This is a genomic window from Pseudomonas sp. B414, from assembly GCF_055408445.1.
This window is the reverse complement of sequence record NZ_JBUZTQ010000043.1, coordinates 21239-37595: the sequence shown is the minus strand read 5'-3', so window position 1 is coordinate 37595 and position 16357 is coordinate 21239. Positions and strand designations below refer to the sequence as shown.

Here is a 16357-nt window from a genome sequence, read left to right as displayed (position 1 = left end):
GTCCCCTAGGGGACGCCATTATTGCGGGAATAGCTCAGTTGGTAGAGCACGACCTTGCCAAGGTCGGGGTCGCGAGTTCGAGTCTCGTTTCCCGCTCCAAATTTTGTTTTTTGGAGCTACGCAGTTTCAAAAAACACATAGAAAGCAGCCTTAGAGCTGCTTTTTTTGTGTCTGCGATTTTCTCAGCCTGAACTCGAACCATGTCAGGCTGGCAACCAGTTGATCAAAAGTGCAAGTGATGTTGCGCAGAAATTGCGCAGTATCGGTGCAGTGCGCAATTGTATCGCCTAGTGTTGCGCTTAATGCATTTGTCCCGACGTTAAGAGACAGTGCTGGCAGCGTTGCCAGTATCTTGTGGCCACAGATCATGTGCGCGAGGATGCAGAAGGCAAGTGCAATCACGAGATCACGAATATGACTAATCAGCCTGAGTTTGGCCATGCAGACGCCACGGCAGAGCCACAAAGCCCACCCCCGGGTCACAAATTATCCAGGCGCAGAAAATTGCTGCGCACGTTCTGGGTTTTATCCCTATGCCTGTTTATCGCGGGCTTTATAGCCGTGGTCCTGTTTGCAGATAGTACCAGCCGGATTGACGCCAGCGGTTTGCTTTATGAACCACTGTTCTGGCTTATTCCTGTCAGCTATTTCTTTCTTTTTTCCGCGGTCATATTGGCAGTATTTGATCTGGCCCTGAATTTTACAAAGTCCCGTTAATACCTGTAGAGACCACCACCTGGCTACGGGGTTGGCGGTACGGGCAGAGCCACCGCTCTAAGCTAATAACCAATCGATCTGCAAGAAAAGTGCGACTCGCGCCACACAAGGATTCAAACCTGTTTTGAGTTCTTCAGATGTCGCATTACTTCGATAGCGCCCAGCAACGGGATATCCAGGCCTTGTCGCGCACCTTTACCGGTCGCAGCCAATGGCCTACCTGGTTATTGTTGATCGCCGTGCCTGGTGCCTGGTTCGCCTTGCTGCTGGGCAGTCCGGTGCTTGGCGCGGGCTGGACCATTGTGTTGCTGATTCCCGTGGTGGTGTTGTGGATGTCGGTGCAGCACGAGTTGCTGCACGGCCACCCCACCCGCTGGAACTGGCTCAACAAGGTGCTGGGCTATGCGCCTTTTGCGCTGTGGTATCCCTACACCCTGTATCGCGACAGCCATTTACAGCATCACCGTGATCATGACCTGACCCTGCCCGGTGTCGATCCCGAAAGCCGCTACTTGAGCCAGGCTCACTGGCAAGGCAGCCCGAAGCTGCTGCGCGGTTTGCTGTGGTTGAACAAGACGGTGCCGGGCCGCTTGCTGCTGGGGCCGCCATTGGCGTTATTCGGCATGGCCGCAGAAGAATTCCAGCGCTTGCGTCGTGGCGACCGGCAAGCCTGGCGTATGTGGTTAACCCACGGTTTTTTCACGCTGCTGATGTTCGTTTTTATTGCTCGCTACAGTGAATTAGCAATCTGGCAGTACGTTTTTCTGGTCACTGTGCCGGTTCTTTCTGTAGGAATGGTCCGCTCCTTCTATGAGCACCGCCCCGCAGTCCAGCCTGAACAGCGCACGGTGCTTAACGAGGCTGGTTGGCCCTGGACCTGGTTGTTCCTGAATTTGAATTTGCATCTGGTCCACCACGACTTACCCGGTTTGCCGTGGTTTTACATGCCTCGGGTGTATCGGGCGCGGCGCGAGCAATGGCAGCAGCGCAGCGGCGGATTTGTGGTTCAGGGGTATGGCGAACTGATTCGCCGTCACTCCGTGCAGGCTATTGATAGCCCGCAGCATCCGTTCAGTTAAATTCACAAGGAGCCTTCCATGTCTGGCAGTTATGCCGAATTGGCGATGTACGTTGCACCTGAGCAGGTAAGAGCAGCCAACGAGCAGTGGCTGACGCGAATTCTTGAGCTTTTGCAGCAGACCCGTGGTGATGCCAGCGGGCTTGGCTCGCTGGAGTTGTTCAGGTCGCCTGAGCTGTTGCTGAGCCAGACCTGCGGTTACCCGCTGTTGACCCAGTTACAGGGGCAGGTGCTACTGGTCGGCAGGCCACGCTACGAATGGCCCGACAGCAGTGGTGGCGAGCATTGCAGCGTTATCGTCAGCCGCGCAACGGACCCGCATACTGAGCTCGCAGACTTCAAGGGCTGCCGCGCAGTGATCAATGACCGGCACTCCAACAGTGGCATGAACCTGTTTCGCCATCGACTGGCCCCCCTGCAGCACGGCGGGCGTTTCTTTGCATCGGTTGCCAGCAGCGGTGCGCATCAGCAGAGCCTGCGCTGGGTACGCGAAGGCTGGGCCGACCTGGCTTGCATCGACAGCGTGACTTTCGCTTACCTGAGCCATTATGCGCCAGCAGAGGTCGCCGGGCTGCGGATAGTGGCGCGTACCGCCAGCAGCCCGACCTTGCCTTACATCACCGCGCTCAGTACCGGTCGCGACGGGGCAGAGCGCATCCGCGAGGCCATGAATACTGCCTTGCAGCAATTGCCCCAAGTGGCTGCAGCCTTAGGTCTGAAGGAAGTTTTACCGGCCAGGGAAGCGGATTATCAGAAGGTTCTCGGTTATCAGCAGGAAGCAGCTGAATACGGCTTTGAGGTGCTGGCCTGACAATAATTCTTTAAGTGCTTAATCGAATAAGCAAATGTTTTTTTAGTATTTAAATTGCATAAAGCCATTTGATAGGATCGCCGCACCGGATCACCGGACATATCGTTTTACTTACTTTCTGGAGCCCTTATGTCCGGCGCCGACACCGCTCACCGCGAGCATGTGAGCCATCTTTATCGCACCCACTATCTGTGGCTGCATGCACGTTTGTGCCGTTACCTCGATTCCAGCAGCTACGCTGAAGACATCGCGGCCGATACTTTTGCCCAGCTTTTAAGTGCTCCGCAAGAGATCGTCATCCGCGAACCGCGCGCACTGTTGACGACTATCGCCCGGCGTTTGATCTTCCAACTGTGGCGTCGCCGGGATGTGGAACGGGCTTATCTGATGACCTTGCAGCACCAACAACCCCTTTGTTCGCCATCGCCTGAAGCGCAGGCACAGGCTCATCAGGACTTGCAGATGCTGGATGCACTGCTCGACGGCCTGCCCGACAAGGTCAGAACGACCTTTGTGCTCTCGCGGATCAATGGCCTGACATACCCCGAAATCGCCCGGCAGCTGGGGATTTCCCAGCGCTCGGTCAGCGACTACATGGCCCGTGCGCTCAGTCGCTGCTGGCTGCTCGACACCACACAGCCAACAACCCGCCCCTCCATAACAAGAGAATCAGCATGACTAACTTAAAAAAATGGCTCGGTGGCTCGCTGCTGTCCTTAGCACTTGTTACCCAGCCAGTACTGGCTGATAACCAGAACGCTCCCGTTCACTTTGGTGATATCACCTGGGAAAGTGGCAGCCTGATTACCGAAGTGCTGCGCCTGATCACTGAAAAAGGCTACGGCGTAGCCACGGACACCTTGCCTGGCAGCACCGTCAGCCTGGAGGCTGCTCTGGCGAAAAACGACATTCAGGTGATCGGCGAGGAGTGGGCAGGGCGCAGCCCCGTGTGGGTCAAGGCTGAGGCCGAAGGCAAGGTCTTCGGTTTGGGCGATATCGTCAAGAATGCCAGTGAGGGCTGGTGGGTGCCTGAGTACGTGATCAAGGGCGACCCTGAAAAGGGCATCAAGGCACTGGCCCCGGACCTGAAGTCGGTCAACGATCTGGCTCGCTATAAAGAGGTATTCCGCGATCAGGAAGACCCGACCCGTGGTCGCTTCCTCAACAGCCCCACCGGTTGGACTTCCGAGATCGTCAACAGTCAGAAGCTCAAGGCTTATGGGCTGGACAAGGACTTCGTCAACTTCCGCACTGGCTCTGGCGCGGCCCTGGATGCCGAAGTCAGCTCCTCGATTCGTCGTGGCAAGCCGGTATTGTTCTACTACTGGTCACCGACCCCGCTGATCGGCCGTTACAAGCTGATCAAGCTTGAAGAGCCGGCCTTTGATGCCGAAGCCTGGAAAACCCTGGCGGACGTCAACAACCCCAACCCCAAGGGCACGCGCTCATTACCGGCAAAACTGGCCATTGGCGTATCGGCACCGTTCAAAGCCCAATACCCGCAACTGGTCGAGTTCTATGAAAAGGTCGATTTCCCCATTGACCTGCTCAACACCACCCTTGCCCAGATGAGTGAAAAACGTACCGAGCCGCGCAAGGCTGCCGAATCATTCCTGCGCGAGCAGCCGCAAATCTGGCATGCCTGGGTGACCCCGCAAGCGGCTGAAAAAGTCGATGCTGCGCTCAAATCCAAATAACCCACTGAATTCGGGCACTGCATGTTTCCTGACAATCTGACGTTTTCCATCGCAGGATGGGTCAACACCGGGGTTGATGCGCTGGTCAGCAATTACGGCGATGTGTTTCGGCACATCTCCGACACGCTGCTGTGGGCCATCGTCAACCTTGAAAGCCTGCTGCGTATAACCCCGTGGTGGCTGATGCTGGCCATCGTTGGCGCAATCGCCTGGCACGCCACGCGCAAAGTCGTCAGTACCCTGGTCATCGTTGGCCTGCTGTTTCTGGTGGGCGCTGTCGGCCTGTGGGACAAGCTGATGCAGACCCTGGCGCTGATGATGGTGGCCACGGTCATTTCGGTGTTGCTGGGCATTCCCCTGGGGATTCTGGCTGCGCGCAGCAACCGCCTGCGTTCGGTGCTGATGCCGTTGCTGGACATCATGCAGACCATGCCCAGCTTCGTGTACCTGATCCCGGTGCTGATGCTGTTTGGTCTGGGCAAGGTGCCGGCGATCTTTGCCACGGTGATTTATGCCGTACCGCCGCTGATCCGCCTTACCGACCTGGGCTTGCGCCAGGTTGACCGCGAGGTGATGGAGGCGATCAACGCCTTTGGTGCCAACCCCTGGCAGCAATTGTTCGGTGTGCAATTGCCATTGGCCATGCCCAGCATCATGGCCGGCATCAACCAGACCACCATGATGGCCTTGTCGATGGTGGTGATCGCTTCGATGATCGGTGCCCGGGGCCTGGGCGAGGATGTGCTGGTGGGCATTCAAACCCTCAACGTGGGCAAAGGGCTGGAAGCAGGTCTGGCCATTGTCATTCTGGCAGTGGTGATTGACCGTATTACTCAGGCGTATGGCCGACCCCGGCATGGAGGCGAGCAATGACTGAAGTCGCTCTTAGCAAGATAGAAGTACGCAACGTGTTCAAGGTGTTCGGCAACCGGGAAAAGGACGTGCTGGCCCTGATCCGTGAAGGCAGGAGCAAGGACGAAATACTGGCATCGACAGGATGCGTGATCGGTATCAATGATCTGTCGCTGTCGATTCGCGCCGGTGAAGTGTTTGTCATCATGGGCCTGTCCGGCTCGGGCAAGTCCACCCTGGTACGACACCTTAACCGTCTGATCGACCCCACCAGCGGGCAGATTCTGGTGGATGGTGAAAATATCCTTGAGTACGACATGCCCGCCTTGCGCCAATTTCGCCGGCACAAAATCAGCATGGTGTTCCAGAACTTCGGCCTGCTGCCCCACCGCAATGTGCAGGAAAATGTCGCTTACGGCCTCAAGGTGCGCGGTGAGACCCAGGCGCAGTGCGATGAGCGGGCGCGACACTGGATTTCGGTGGTGGGGCTTGCCGGCTATGAACAGGCTTTTATCCATCAGTTGTCGGGTGGCATGCGCCAGCGCGTCGGGCTGGCCCGGGCATTGGCCACCGATACCGATATCATCCTGATGGATGAAGCCTTCAGCGCCCTTGATCCATTGATTCGGGCCGAGATGCAGGACCAGTTGCTTGAACTGCAACGGACGCTGCAAAAGACCATCGTCTTTATCACCCATGATCTGGACGAGGCGCTGCGTATCGGCAATCGCATCGCCATCCTCAAGGACGGACAGCTGGTTCAGGTTGGTACGCCGCAGGATATTCTGCTGACTCCCGCCGACGAATATGTCGATCGCTTTGTCCAGCGTCGTCGAGCCAGCGCCTAGCCGATACCCCGCTACCACCTTTAGCGCCTCTTCATTGCGTTGAATTGCAAGATCAGGTCTGGCAGACGTCATCGCCAGGCCCTCTCTTGTGATTCAACACGATGGACTGGTCATGAAAAAACTATCTACAACCCCCGACTTGTTCGCCCGCTATTCGGTGCTGAGCAGTTTTGCCGAGCAGGACTTTGCTCTGCGCCCAACGCTTCAAGGTGTGATTGCCCGGCTCTTCAAGGATCTGCTGCAGGCCGACTACCCGGCTCTTGAAGTTGGCACGGCGGAGCTCTGGATAGCCGAGCCGCTTGCCAGCCAGCCCGGCCATTACCGGTTTATGGCCCTGGCAGATGTGCTGATCCAGAGCTATATAGATGCAACGGCGGTGAGTCTGGTACAGGGCTTTCATTGCTTGACCAGCGACCTGCAAGTACCGCATCCGCAGCCCTTGCCGGTTGATATGGCGCAAGTACAAGTACGCGTCAATGATTGCGCGCCGCTGGTGATCGAGGCTTATCAACAAGCCCTGGCACACTTCTGGAGCCAAGCGAAATCTCCCTCCATCAGCCCGTTTCAATGGTTGCAGCAGGTCTTGCAGGTGGGTCTGCATATGATCACTCAGACTACTGAAACTTTGCCGGTCCTGTCGAATGATCAGGCAGCCACTCTGACAGCGCTGACGGCTTTCCCCGATAAAGCCATACGCTTGCAGATGACCGAAGAAACCCCGCTGCATGCTTGCCTGGTCAATATTCAGTGCACGCAGGCAATGGACACCGTGCGATTTCAGATGCCCGGTACGGCATTGATTACGCGCCAACTGGCAGACCGTCAGTTGGTTATAGGCTACTCGCAGGCGCAGGGCGTGGAGGAGTTTGACTCCCTGCAACAGTTCGGTACGGCCTTGAGCCAGCGTTTGCAAGGGACCCTCGCAGGGTCGCTGTTTACCTGGTCACTGCATGAACCGGACGGCAATTTTTTTACGGGGCTGGCGCTGACCCTGCTGGACGAGCAGTTGCGCCACATCGCCCTGTTGGGCCAAACCGCTCAGGCGCAGCGCTGGAGTGTGGGTCGGCTGGAGCTGGCGCTGGATACGGCGGGTGCCATGCTCGGTTTTTTCAGCCAGCAGGAGCAGCCCGAATTTGATCGCGTCATGGCAAAGCTGCCCGCCTGGCTCAAACAGGCTACGGACAAGGATCAAATGGCTTACAGCAATTTGATGGCCGCTCAAGCAGTCGGGCAAAAGCAGAGCCGTGGGCAGACGTTCCTGGATGGCATTGTTTCGTTGCCAGCGTACGCGGCCCAAGTACTCAATGCCCGTATCCAAAGCGATTACCCGCAATCCCCGGTGGATGCGCAGCAGATCAATGTCCATGACGTGTCGATCGAAAGCCTGCAGATGGGCTGGCTGACGGAAGAGGTCATCCCGTTGCCGGAATTTGCACTGATGTATATCGGCGGCAAACCGGCCGGGCTTATGACGATGAGCACCCAGGATGGGCAACCCATGCCTGATTGGTTGACCTCGGGCTACATAAAAGGCGTGCTGAACGAGCTTGATATCGGTAACCAGTACATTGCATTGCTCAAGCGCCTGCTGATTGATGACCCGGCGGAGTCGGCGCAGCGTCAGGCGTTGTACAAAAGCCAGCTGAGTGTCCAGTTGCCCCTGCTGGCGCTGGAAAAAAAGATCAGAGGGGAGGCGAGTTTCACCGATAACGGCTGGCAAATGCTTGCTCGCCTGTTCCAGCCTGAACCGGCGCCCTGGTTATGTGTCAGGCCCTTGGCTTTTCATGCTTACGAGGGCGCCGAGGCGGATTATGTGGCGAACATGTTTGTGTTCGGACCACGGGACATTCAATCCGGCCCCTTTGTTCTCTATCGGCCCTTTGCCGATGATGCGTTGCTGGAGTTTGCGACTTGGGCAGCATTGATGACGGCAATACAACAACCCGATGAATTGCAGGAACTGGTGTTGGCCTGGCTCGATGACGATGCGCGGGGTTATTACGCCGATGGCGGTTTTCAGCGACCGCACCTGGAAGGCGCAATGGTTGAGGGGTTTCTGGCACTCTTGCCGCGCAGCCCGGCCACGCTAGGTACTCAATATGTGCAAGGCGATATCTTCGAAGCGATGTTCAGGGCCCATGCCGATGCGCTGATAACCCTGTCGGACAGGCAGACCGTGTCGCGCTCAGAGCGCCGCTGGATATTGCTCAAACGCTATGCATGGGATGTCTTTAACGGGTTGACGTTCTTCGTCAGCGGACCTCTGCAGAAAGCCGCCTGGCTCTTTCAAACCTTGATCAGCCTTCAGGCCGGATTACAGGCGAGCATAGAGGGTGACAAGCAGGCCGCTACGCAAACAGTCATTGACCTGCTCTTCAATATCAGTCTGGCATTACTGCACGAGGGGTTGAAATTTAAAGCTGCCGCCAATGACCGGCTGCGCCTCAAGCCTGTTATTGATGAGCCGATGTTTACCTTGGCTGATGAAGAAAAACCGGCACCGGCAGCAGCGCCGGAAGTTACTCCGTTAAAGCAGAAAAAAGTAGCCGATATCCCGGCTCAGGACCTTATCCGCTTTTCAACGCTGGACTTCTCCTGGTTCGGTCCGTCGGCACAGCTGACCGAGAGCCAGCGCAGCATGCTGGAGACGTTTGTCGCTCACGTTGATGTGAGTCAGGAAACACCGATCCAAACCGGCCCCTTGAAAGGCGTGATCCAGCACCAGGGCAAGTCATTTATACAGCTCAATGGCAAGGTCTACCGCGTCACCCGCCAGGCTGACAGCCTGGTGCTGCAGGACAATTTACAGCCCGAGCGGTTGGGGCCGCCTCTGGAACTTAACAGTTCAGGGCAATGGGCCCTGGATTTGCGTTTGAGGCTGCGTGGTGGTGGGCCGAAAAAACGTATTCAGGCGTTGCGCGAGGATAAACGCCAGAAAGTGGCGGAGCTTGTCGCACAAGAGGAACGTTTGATCAGCGAACTGAAACAGCGCGAGTCGGTGCTGTTGCTCACTGAAGACCTTCTGCGTAAAAACCCGCAGAGGCAAGCCACACTGCTTGACCGCCTTGAAATGGAAATCGGCTTGTGGCGAAAGGGGATTCTGGAACTGATCAGGGTCAAAGGCAAAAACCACAAAGTGGCACCTGTTGAAGGCTATGAACAGACAATCCAGGAGACGTGGATACAGTTGGTCATGAAGCTGTTCAGGTTACAGAACATTTTGGAGGATGCGCTGCGCGCATTACCGGTGAGCAATGACCGCAGCACCTATATCCCGGAGCTGCTTGAGTTGGTGACAAAAATTAACCAGGGCGACGTGGCTCCCTATGAGCAATGGGTGACGAAATTGAAAGACGCGCAACTTATGGAAGCGCGGTTGTTTAAAAATTCGGTCTACGAAAGTGCGGCGATTACCGAAGTCCTGAAACGTCCCCTGTCTAAAGACAGCCCCTTGCATAACATTACGGATACGGGCCGTCGGCAGTACTTTGATCGACACTGGGGGGCGGTCTATCTGGAAACCCTGAGCGAGTTATTGATTCGACGTGATGCGAACGACCTGATGCCTGAAGAGCAGTTCGCCTTCGATCTCTTTGGGCAGGGCACGCTGGCTGATATTGCCTGGTCGCAGATACACCTGCGTTACCTGGATGCGTTGTACAGCAATGAGCACCTGGATTTTTTTGACAATGCCATCCAGCAATACCACTCGGCTGAAGGTGTCTGCCGCAATTTGATGGAATTGGGCTCCGAGCATTTTCGCAATGAATACCTGCCCGCCATTATTGAGGTGATCGGTCATCTGCGCGACTTTGCAGAAAGCCAGATGGAGACACTGATTCGTGAGTCTGAAAGCTCGTCTTCCGAACCGGATGAGCCGCGGCCCGGCCCTAGCCGGTTGGCAGGCGCAACGAGTGTTGTCGCCAGGTTGCCCAACCCCATGCAGAAGATCATTAAAACCACCCGCAAACAGACACTGGTGGGTATCAAGCGCGACCCGGTGCCAGAGGCTGATAGCGAAATTGTAGATATCACCGAAGGCCTGGACGGTATGCATATCCGCTCGTTTCGTCTGGTCGAGGGCGGGGAGTGGGAAGAGTTCGGCAGCATCCCCCTGCCAACCCGACAGGCCTCCCACAGCAAAACCCTGGCCAGGCTTGAAGCCGATGCGCGGATGTTACTGGGGCGTTTTACTCGAACGATTATGGAAAACAGGGCCAGTGCGGCCACCTCGAAAATTCCCGTGGAAATCGAGGAGATCCTGACGTTCAAGGCTCAATCCATGGAGGATGTGGCCAGTCAGATCGAGCAGATAGTCCTGGCCACTCCTGCCGGGAGCGATTCGCTGGTAGAAGAGCACAGAACCGTCTTGCTGGCGCTCAGTGGCGAGCTTAAGTCCAGCGCTGGCAAGTTGCGCGCCGAAGGCAGAAGCCTGCGTATTCAAATTATCAAGCGGCTGCCTCCAACCGGGCCGGGTGTCGAGTATTTGCACACTCACGATGAGGTCACCATCACCCGGCTAGGGCCAAGACGACATTTATCCAAAGGTCAGCGTAAGGATTACCTTCAGGAGTACGCCATCAACGAAAAGGACGGCAAGGTCTTATGGTTTGCCCATTTCCATTACGCGGGGCCGGAAACTGCGCCTGCAAACTTTGATGCAGCGCATTTGAAAACGGCCGGGCAGCGCACCTGGAGTGAACAGGCCCTCTACGCCAAAGCCAGAACAGCCCATGAATATATTGAGGTATACCGGGCAAAGCTGGCCCCGGCCCTGGCACAACGGCTTTTCTTGTCGGTGCCTTAGCTGTACATACCCCGTTACCACCTTTGCCAAGTTTCCATTGGGTTTAATCGCAGCATCAGGTTTGGCCCGAGCGTTCGGCTCGGGGCAAACCGTTCTGTGAAGAACTACGCAATGGACAGCCCATGAATACACTCGCTTTTACCCCCGATCCGATGCCCCGTTATCACCTGATGCACAGCTTTGCTGCCCACACGTTTGCCCCGCACCCCACTTTTCAAGGGGTGGCCGTTCAACTGTTGAAGGCGCAGTGGCTGCAGAAATACCCGTCAATAAATGTGGACGTGGGCCAGCTCAAACTGGCCGAGCCTGTCCCTTTTCCTGACCCTTTCTCGATTGAAGCGGACAGTGAGCCTTCCCGTTATCGCTACATGTCTGTGGCGGATGTGATGATCCAGAGCTATCTCGACGCTCAGCCGGTACGCCTGATGCCGGGCGTTCATCATCTGTACACATGTTCGGATACCGAGGATCTGCACCTGCTCAGCGTGGACATGGCGCAGGTGCAAAACATGATCAACGATTGCTCGGCATTGCTGATGGAGGCTTATCAATACGCACTGGTTCAATACTGGAGCGAGAAATCCACGGGCACTGTCAGCCCTTTTGAGTGCCTGAAGCAGGCCTTGCAAACAGGGTTGAACAGCATCGTGCCTGACTCGACCCAAGCCGTTGAACTGTCAAATGAACAGGCTGCGGCCCTGACGGTGGTGGTCAGTTTTCCGGATAAGGCTGAGCGTTTGCAAACCAGCGAAGAAACGCCCTTGCATGCTTATCTGGTTGCCATCGAGAGTGCTCATCTTCCGGGCATGCTGCTGGTGACACGGCAAATGCCCGATAAATTACTGGTCTTGAGCTATTCGCAAGAAAACGGCATCGAGCGGCATGACTCATTGCAGTCGTTCGGCAATGCTTTAAGTCGGTACGCGGCTGACATCAGTGCGGCAGGCACCTTCAACTGGAGCCTGCATGAACCGCAAGGGCATGTCTTTACAGCTCTGGCGCTGACCCTGCTGGATAAAATGATTGATGATATTGCCGATACAGGCTTGCAGGCGCAGGCAGATCGCTGGAGCGTGGAGCGGCTGGTAAACACGCTCGATGATGCTGGCTCGGTGTTCCCTTTTTTAAGCCAGCATCGGCGCTCTTACTATGAACACGTCATGTCCAGGTTGCCTGCCTGGTTGAACCAGGCAAGCCCGCAAAATCAGCGGGCTTACAGCCAGTTGATGATCAGGCAGGTCATTTGGCAGGCACAGACTCAGGGGCAGACGTTTCTAGAAGGTATGGTTGCGTTGCCCGTTTTTGCCGAGCAACTGCTGGCGGCCGCAATCAAGTTGCAACATCCGCAGCCTGCGGTGGATGTGGCACATATCGATATCGACGAGGTGGTGATTGAAAATATTGAGTATGGGCAGGTTTCTCAAACAACCCAGTCACTGATCGAGTTCGCCCTGACCTACATCGGAGGCAAGCCCTCAACGCTGATGGCAGTTTTGGATCGGCAAGGGCGTTCGTTGCCAGACTGGTTGAGCGTGGCTTTCCTGAAGAGTCTGGTGGACGAGCTGGATATTGGTAATCGGTACATCGAACTGCTTAAACATAATCTGGTCGATAACGCCGCCGAGTCAGCTGGCCGATTGGCCCTGTATAAAACCCAGTTGAGTATTCAATTGCCTCTGCTGGCTCTGGAAAACAAGATCAGGGGGCGGTGCGGCTTTACCGAAGCAGGCTGGCACCTGCTTGAACGCATGCTGCGCACGGATGCACCCGTATCTGCGGCCAGCGGCCACGGGTGTGTGCGGCCTTTGGGCTTTTATGCCTATGCGGGTGCATCCGCTGATTTTGTTGCCAATATGTTTGTTTTTGGTGCCTGCGAAGTTGATTCGGGGCCGTTTATTCTTTACGCGCCTTTCGCTCGCGAGCCTCTGTGGGAGTACCCGACTTGGGCTGCACTGATGGCCGCCATCAAACAGCCCGGCGAGTTGCAAACCCTGGTGCTGGCATGGCTGGACGATTTTTCCCGTGGCTATTACATCGACGGCGGTTTTGAACGGCCGCATCTGGACGGTGTGTTGCAGGAAGGGTTTCTGCGCTTGCTGCCACGCAGCCCGGCGGTGCTGAGTACCCGGCATCTGCAGGGTGATTATGTTGAAGCAATGTTTGATGCCCATGCCGAAGCACTGGTAACCCTGGTCGACCGGCATACGGTGTCCCGCTCAGAGCGGCGCTGGAATCTGTTCAAGCAATGTGCCTGGACACTGTTCAATGGTCTGACGTTTTTTATCACCGGCCCCTGGCAACAAGCTGCCTGGCTCTTCCAGACCCTGGTAAGTCTGAAGTCGGGCCTGCTGGCGCTTCAGGAGGGGGATAAAGAAGCCTTTACGCAAACGGTGATAGACCTGCTGTTCAATATCAGTCAGGCGCTCATGCATGAGAGCCTGAATTCCATGGCTCACAGCAATGATCAACTGCGTGTGAAAGTGCCTGTCGATGAACCGGTTTTCACGATTTTTGACGATCAACCGCAAAAGCCTGCCGAGCTACCACCCGCCAGGGCGCTGACAGCCCAAAAGCTGCCTGACAGTGATTCCCGTACCGCGGTGCAGTATTCGGCTCTGGATTTTTCATGGTTTAGCCCGGCCCAGGCATTGACTGAAACTCAGCGTACGCGCTTGCAGACCTTTGAAGTGGATGTCGACCTGACACGGGGGCAACGAATCGAAGAGGGGGCGCTGCAGGGGCTGGTCAAATATCAGGATAAAACCTACGTACAACTCAATGGCAAAGCCTATCGCGTCACCCGCTCGGTCGAGGGATTGGTGATTCAGGATGCCAGGCAGCCAGAAAGATTAGGCCCGCGCTTGCGCAGTGATCAGCCGGGGCAGTGGCATCTGGATTTGCGTTTGGGTTTGCGCGGCGGCAGCCCGAAAAAACGCCTTGAGCAGGCTCGTGAAGAAAAACTCAAAGTCATGGATGAGCTTATGGTGCGGATGGCCCAATTGAAGCTTCAAGGTGATCGTCAAGAAATCCCGTTGACGGTGACAGAGAGTCTGCTGGATCGGGGCGGCGACTTGCGCCCCGATTTTATCAGCCGCTATGAAACAGACCTTGCAGCCTGGTCAGCCAGCGTTCGGGAGAAGCTGAACCTGATGGCCAGGATCGAGGAGATTTTCTCGGTCCCGGGCGTTCAAAAAAAAATCCAGGAGGGTTGGGCTCAGTTGGGTCGCCGTTCTTTAAAGTTGCACGATTATCTTGAGAGACAACTCCACACGCTCCCGATGGGAGAGTCCAGTGAGAAGTACTTCGAAGCCCGAACAAGAGCGATGGAGGCGATCAAGGCGGGCGATAGTGCGCCTTATCTGCAATGGATCGAGCAGGTAAAAATGATTGAACCGCTGGAAAAGCGCCTGTTCAAGCAAACTGACCATCAACTTGAAGTCACAAACCAGATTCGCAAGGAATCACTGCCCAGAGGCAGTGAACTGTTGACGTTGTTGCAGTTCCCCATGCGTGATTTATTTTCCCACAACTGGGCTGTGCGTTATCTCGAAACCTTGTGTGAGCTGGTGCTTAAAAAAGACTCCCCTGGTGTTACCGTTGAGGAACAACATGCATTCAGCGTGATCAGTGGCATGTCGCTTATCGAATTTGCCTGGTCTCAAATCAGCCTGCGTCGGGAAGGGGAGGGCTATGCTGCGGAGCACTTTTCTTTGCTTGAAGGCGCGATCAAGCGCTATCACGAAGTCGAAAGTATTTGCCTGAACCTGCAAGCACTGAATTCGGACAACTTCAGAAATGAGTTTTTGCCGGCGCTTGGCGAGGTGGTTACGCATTTGCGTGAGTTTGCGCAAAACCAGTTGGCCATGGTCATTCGCGAATCTGAAAGCTCTTCCTCGGAGCTGGATGAACCGAGACCGGGCCCCAGCCGGTTGATGAAGCCGGTACGCAGCAAGCATTCGGCTGGCAAGTCGCGGCAAAAGCTGTTCAAGACAACCGATAACACTACCCTGGCTGGTGTGGCTCGAGCGCCTGTTGCGGGCGCAACTGATGAAGTCGTCGAGGTGGGGGAGGCGCAGGGCAGTGGCAGGCGTCGATCTTTGAGCGCCTACCGGCGCAGTGACAGCGGGGAATGGGAGCCTGTCAGCCCCTCGCGCACACCGTCCCTTATCCCGGCGCTTATTTCGCAAAATATGAGCCTGTCCAAGCTGATGCTGGACGGCAGGGCTTTACTGGCGCGAGTCGACAGCGCGATCCTGGAGAACAGGGCGCGGGCGGCAACCTCGAAAATCCCGGTTGAGCTTGAGGAAATTCTCGAATACAAGGCTCGCTCGCTGGAAGATATTGCCCGGAAAATGGATCAGGTGGTGGCCGCACAAAGTGCAGAATTTATTGCCTTGGGACAGGCAGACAAGGCTGCTACTCCTACCTTGAGCCACGAACTTAAGGCAGGCGCCAACCGTTTGCGCTCCGAAGGACGGGCATTACGGATCAGTCGGATCAAAAAACTGCCTCCCACTGGCGCCGGAGTTGAATATCTCCAGGCTCAGGGGGAGGTAATTATCGCGGCTGAAGGACGTCGTCGGCATCTGTCCAAGGGGCAGCGCAAGGACTGGCTGCAAGAGTTCAGTATCAAGGACCGTGATGGCAGCCCTTTATGGTTTGCCCACATTCACTACAAGGCTCAGGGCACTGCACCGCACGACTTCGAAGTGGCGCATTTGAAATTCGCAGACCAGCGTTTTTTGAGCGAAAAGGCTCTGTATGCCAAGGCCAAAAACCCTGACGACTATATTGCGGTGTACCGGGCGAAGATGGATAGCGATTTGGCAATTCGGGTGTTTATGCATGTACCCAAGGACGCCAAGGCACCCGAAAAGCCTTAGTCCAGTTGATAGCGAACTGTGAGCACGCCTTTTTTCAGATTCACTGACAGCACACTGACCGCGTGTAACTCTCCCAGCGAGCGCACATGAGTGCCGCCGCACGGATAGCCCGGCAAGTCGCCAAAGCCGACGATGCGCTGTTGAGGGTCGAGGTTGAGCTGGCGCGGTAAATCGGCCTTGATCCAGCGCTCAAGCTGTTGCTCGATGGCTGGCGCTTCCAGCGGCTGGGCGTTATCGCCGGGGGTGAAGCTGACCCGGCACTCGCCCGGCCAATGATGGGCCTTGGCCGGCACCCAGCCGGCCTGCTCACCGACCACGCCAATCAAATGCCCGGCACTATGTAACCGGGCGTTGAGGTGCCGGCGGGGCGCATCCACTCGGGCACAGGCGGGGCCCAGGGCTACGGCCTGTTTGACGTAATGCACGATGCTGTCTGGCTCCTGCAGCACCTTGAGCACTTCACTGTCACCGATCTGGCCCAAGTCGCACGGTTGACCGCCGCCTTGCGGGTGAAATGGGGTCGCCTGCACGGTGACGGCAAATCCGTCGTCATGGGGAATGCAACTGATCACGTTGATGTCGGCAGTCAGAGCGTCGTCGGTAAAAAACAGGCGTTGGGTCATTGCAGTGTCCTGATCGGTTCCTGTTTTTAGTATAGGGTTGT

General features: G+C 56.2%; 10 protein-coding genes and 1 tRNA gene. 10 read left to right on the top strand and 1 reads right to left on the bottom strand.

The window, feature by feature from the left end; all coding sequences use genetic code 11:
* The first annotated feature begins 23 nt into the window (after positions 1 to 23).
* From ACZRMH_RS23255 to ACZRMH_RS23210, 10 genes are all read left to right on the top strand, one after another.
* Positions 24 to 99 (top strand) — tRNA-Gly (locus ACZRMH_RS23255).
* 315 nt (positions 100 to 414) lie between these two features.
* Positions 415 to 717: a DUF3955 domain-containing protein gene (locus tag ACZRMH_RS23250; protein ID WP_464015467.1), complete on the top strand. Its 303-nt coding sequence runs from the start codon at positions 415 to 417 to the stop codon at positions 715 to 717.
* Positions 718 to 854: 137 nt separating this feature from the next.
* Positions 855 to 1796 (top strand): fatty acid desaturase, encoded by a 942-nt coding sequence (locus ACZRMH_RS23245; RefSeq protein ID WP_464015466.1) that lies wholly within the window; start codon positions 855 to 857, stop codon positions 1794 to 1796.
* Positions 1797 to 1814: 18 nt separating this feature from the next.
* Positions 1815 to 2606, top strand: coding sequence for a phosphate/phosphite/phosphonate ABC transporter substrate-binding protein (locus tag ACZRMH_RS23240; RefSeq protein ID WP_464015465.1), 792 nt, complete (start codon positions 1815 to 1817; stop codon positions 2604 to 2606).
* A gap of 129 nt (positions 2607 to 2735) precedes the next feature.
* Positions 2736 to 3284: a sigma-70 family RNA polymerase sigma factor gene (locus ACZRMH_RS23235; protein WP_464015464.1), complete on the top strand. Its 549-nt coding sequence runs from the start codon at positions 2736 to 2738 to the stop codon at positions 3282 to 3284.
* Positions 3281 to 4303: an ABC transporter substrate-binding protein gene (locus ACZRMH_RS23230; RefSeq protein ID WP_464015463.1), complete on the top strand. Its 1023-nt coding sequence runs from the start codon at positions 3281 to 3283 to the stop codon at positions 4301 to 4303. The genes ACZRMH_RS23235 and ACZRMH_RS23230 overlap by 4 nt, the downstream gene beginning before the upstream one ends.
* A 21-nt stretch (positions 4304 to 4324) precedes the next feature.
* Positions 4325 to 5176: an ABC transporter permease gene (locus ACZRMH_RS23225; RefSeq protein WP_464015462.1), complete on the top strand. Its 852-nt coding sequence runs from the start codon at positions 4325 to 4327 to the stop codon at positions 5174 to 5176.
* Entirely contained in the window at positions 5173 to 6003 is an 831-nt protein-coding gene (locus ACZRMH_RS23220) for a quaternary amine ABC transporter ATP-binding protein (protein WP_464015461.1), read from the top strand. The genes ACZRMH_RS23225 and ACZRMH_RS23220 overlap by 4 nt, the downstream gene beginning before the upstream one ends.
* A 112-nt stretch (positions 6004 to 6115) precedes the next feature.
* On the top strand, positions 6116 to 10810 hold the full coding sequence (locus tag ACZRMH_RS23215) for a dermonecrotic toxin domain-containing protein (protein WP_464015460.1): 4695 nt from the start codon (positions 6116 to 6118) through the stop codon (positions 10808 to 10810).
* A 122-nt stretch (positions 10811 to 10932) separates the two neighbouring features.
* On the top strand, positions 10933 to 15693 hold the full coding sequence (locus ACZRMH_RS23210) for a dermonecrotic toxin domain-containing protein (protein WP_464015459.1): 4761 nt from the start codon (positions 10933 to 10935) through the stop codon (positions 15691 to 15693).
* Here the strand turns inward: ACZRMH_RS23210 and ACZRMH_RS23205 are convergent.
* A complete protein-coding gene (locus ACZRMH_RS23205; protein ID WP_464015458.1) occupies positions 15690 to 16316 on the bottom strand; it encodes an alanyl-tRNA editing protein in 627 nt (208 codons plus the stop codon). The genes ACZRMH_RS23210 and ACZRMH_RS23205 overlap by 4 nt on opposite strands.
* Positions 16317 to 16357: the final 41 nt, after the last annotated feature.

What these genes read in the sequence shown, in the direction of transcription:
- ACZRMH_RS23245 (WP_464015466.1), top strand. Translation starts at nt 855, where the DNA reads ATGTCGCATTACTTCGATAGCGCCCAGCAACGGGATATCCAGGCCTTG.
- ACZRMH_RS23240 (WP_464015465.1), top strand. Translation starts at nt 1,815, where the DNA reads ATGTCTGGCAGTTATGCCGAATTGGCGATGTACGTTGCACCTGAGCAG.
- ACZRMH_RS23210 (WP_464015459.1), top strand. Translation starts at nt 10,933, where the DNA reads ATGAATACACTCGCTTTTACCCCCGATCCGATGCCCCGTTATCACCTG.
- ACZRMH_RS23225 (WP_464015462.1), top strand. Translation starts at nt 4,325, where the DNA reads ATGTTTCCTGACAATCTGACGTTTTCCATCGCAGGATGGGTCAACACC.
- ACZRMH_RS23215 (WP_464015460.1), top strand. Translation starts at nt 6,116, where the DNA reads ATGAAAAAACTATCTACAACCCCCGACTTGTTCGCCCGCTATTCGGTG.
- ACZRMH_RS23230 (WP_464015463.1), top strand. Translation starts at nt 3,281, where the DNA reads ATGACTAACTTAAAAAAATGGCTCGGTGGCTCGCTGCTGTCCTTAGCA.
- ACZRMH_RS23220 (WP_464015461.1), top strand. Translation starts at nt 5,173, where the DNA reads ATGACTGAAGTCGCTCTTAGCAAGATAGAAGTACGCAACGTGTTCAAG.
- ACZRMH_RS23205 (WP_464015458.1), bottom strand. Translation starts at nt 16,316, where the DNA reads ATGACCCAACGCCTGTTTTTTACCGACGACGCTCTGACTGCCGACATC.
- ACZRMH_RS23235 (WP_464015464.1), top strand. Translation starts at nt 2,736, where the DNA reads ATGTCCGGCGCCGACACCGCTCACCGCGAGCATGTGAGCCATCTTTAT.
- ACZRMH_RS23250 (WP_464015467.1), top strand. Translation starts at nt 415, where the DNA reads ATGACTAATCAGCCTGAGTTTGGCCATGCAGACGCCACGGCAGAGCCA.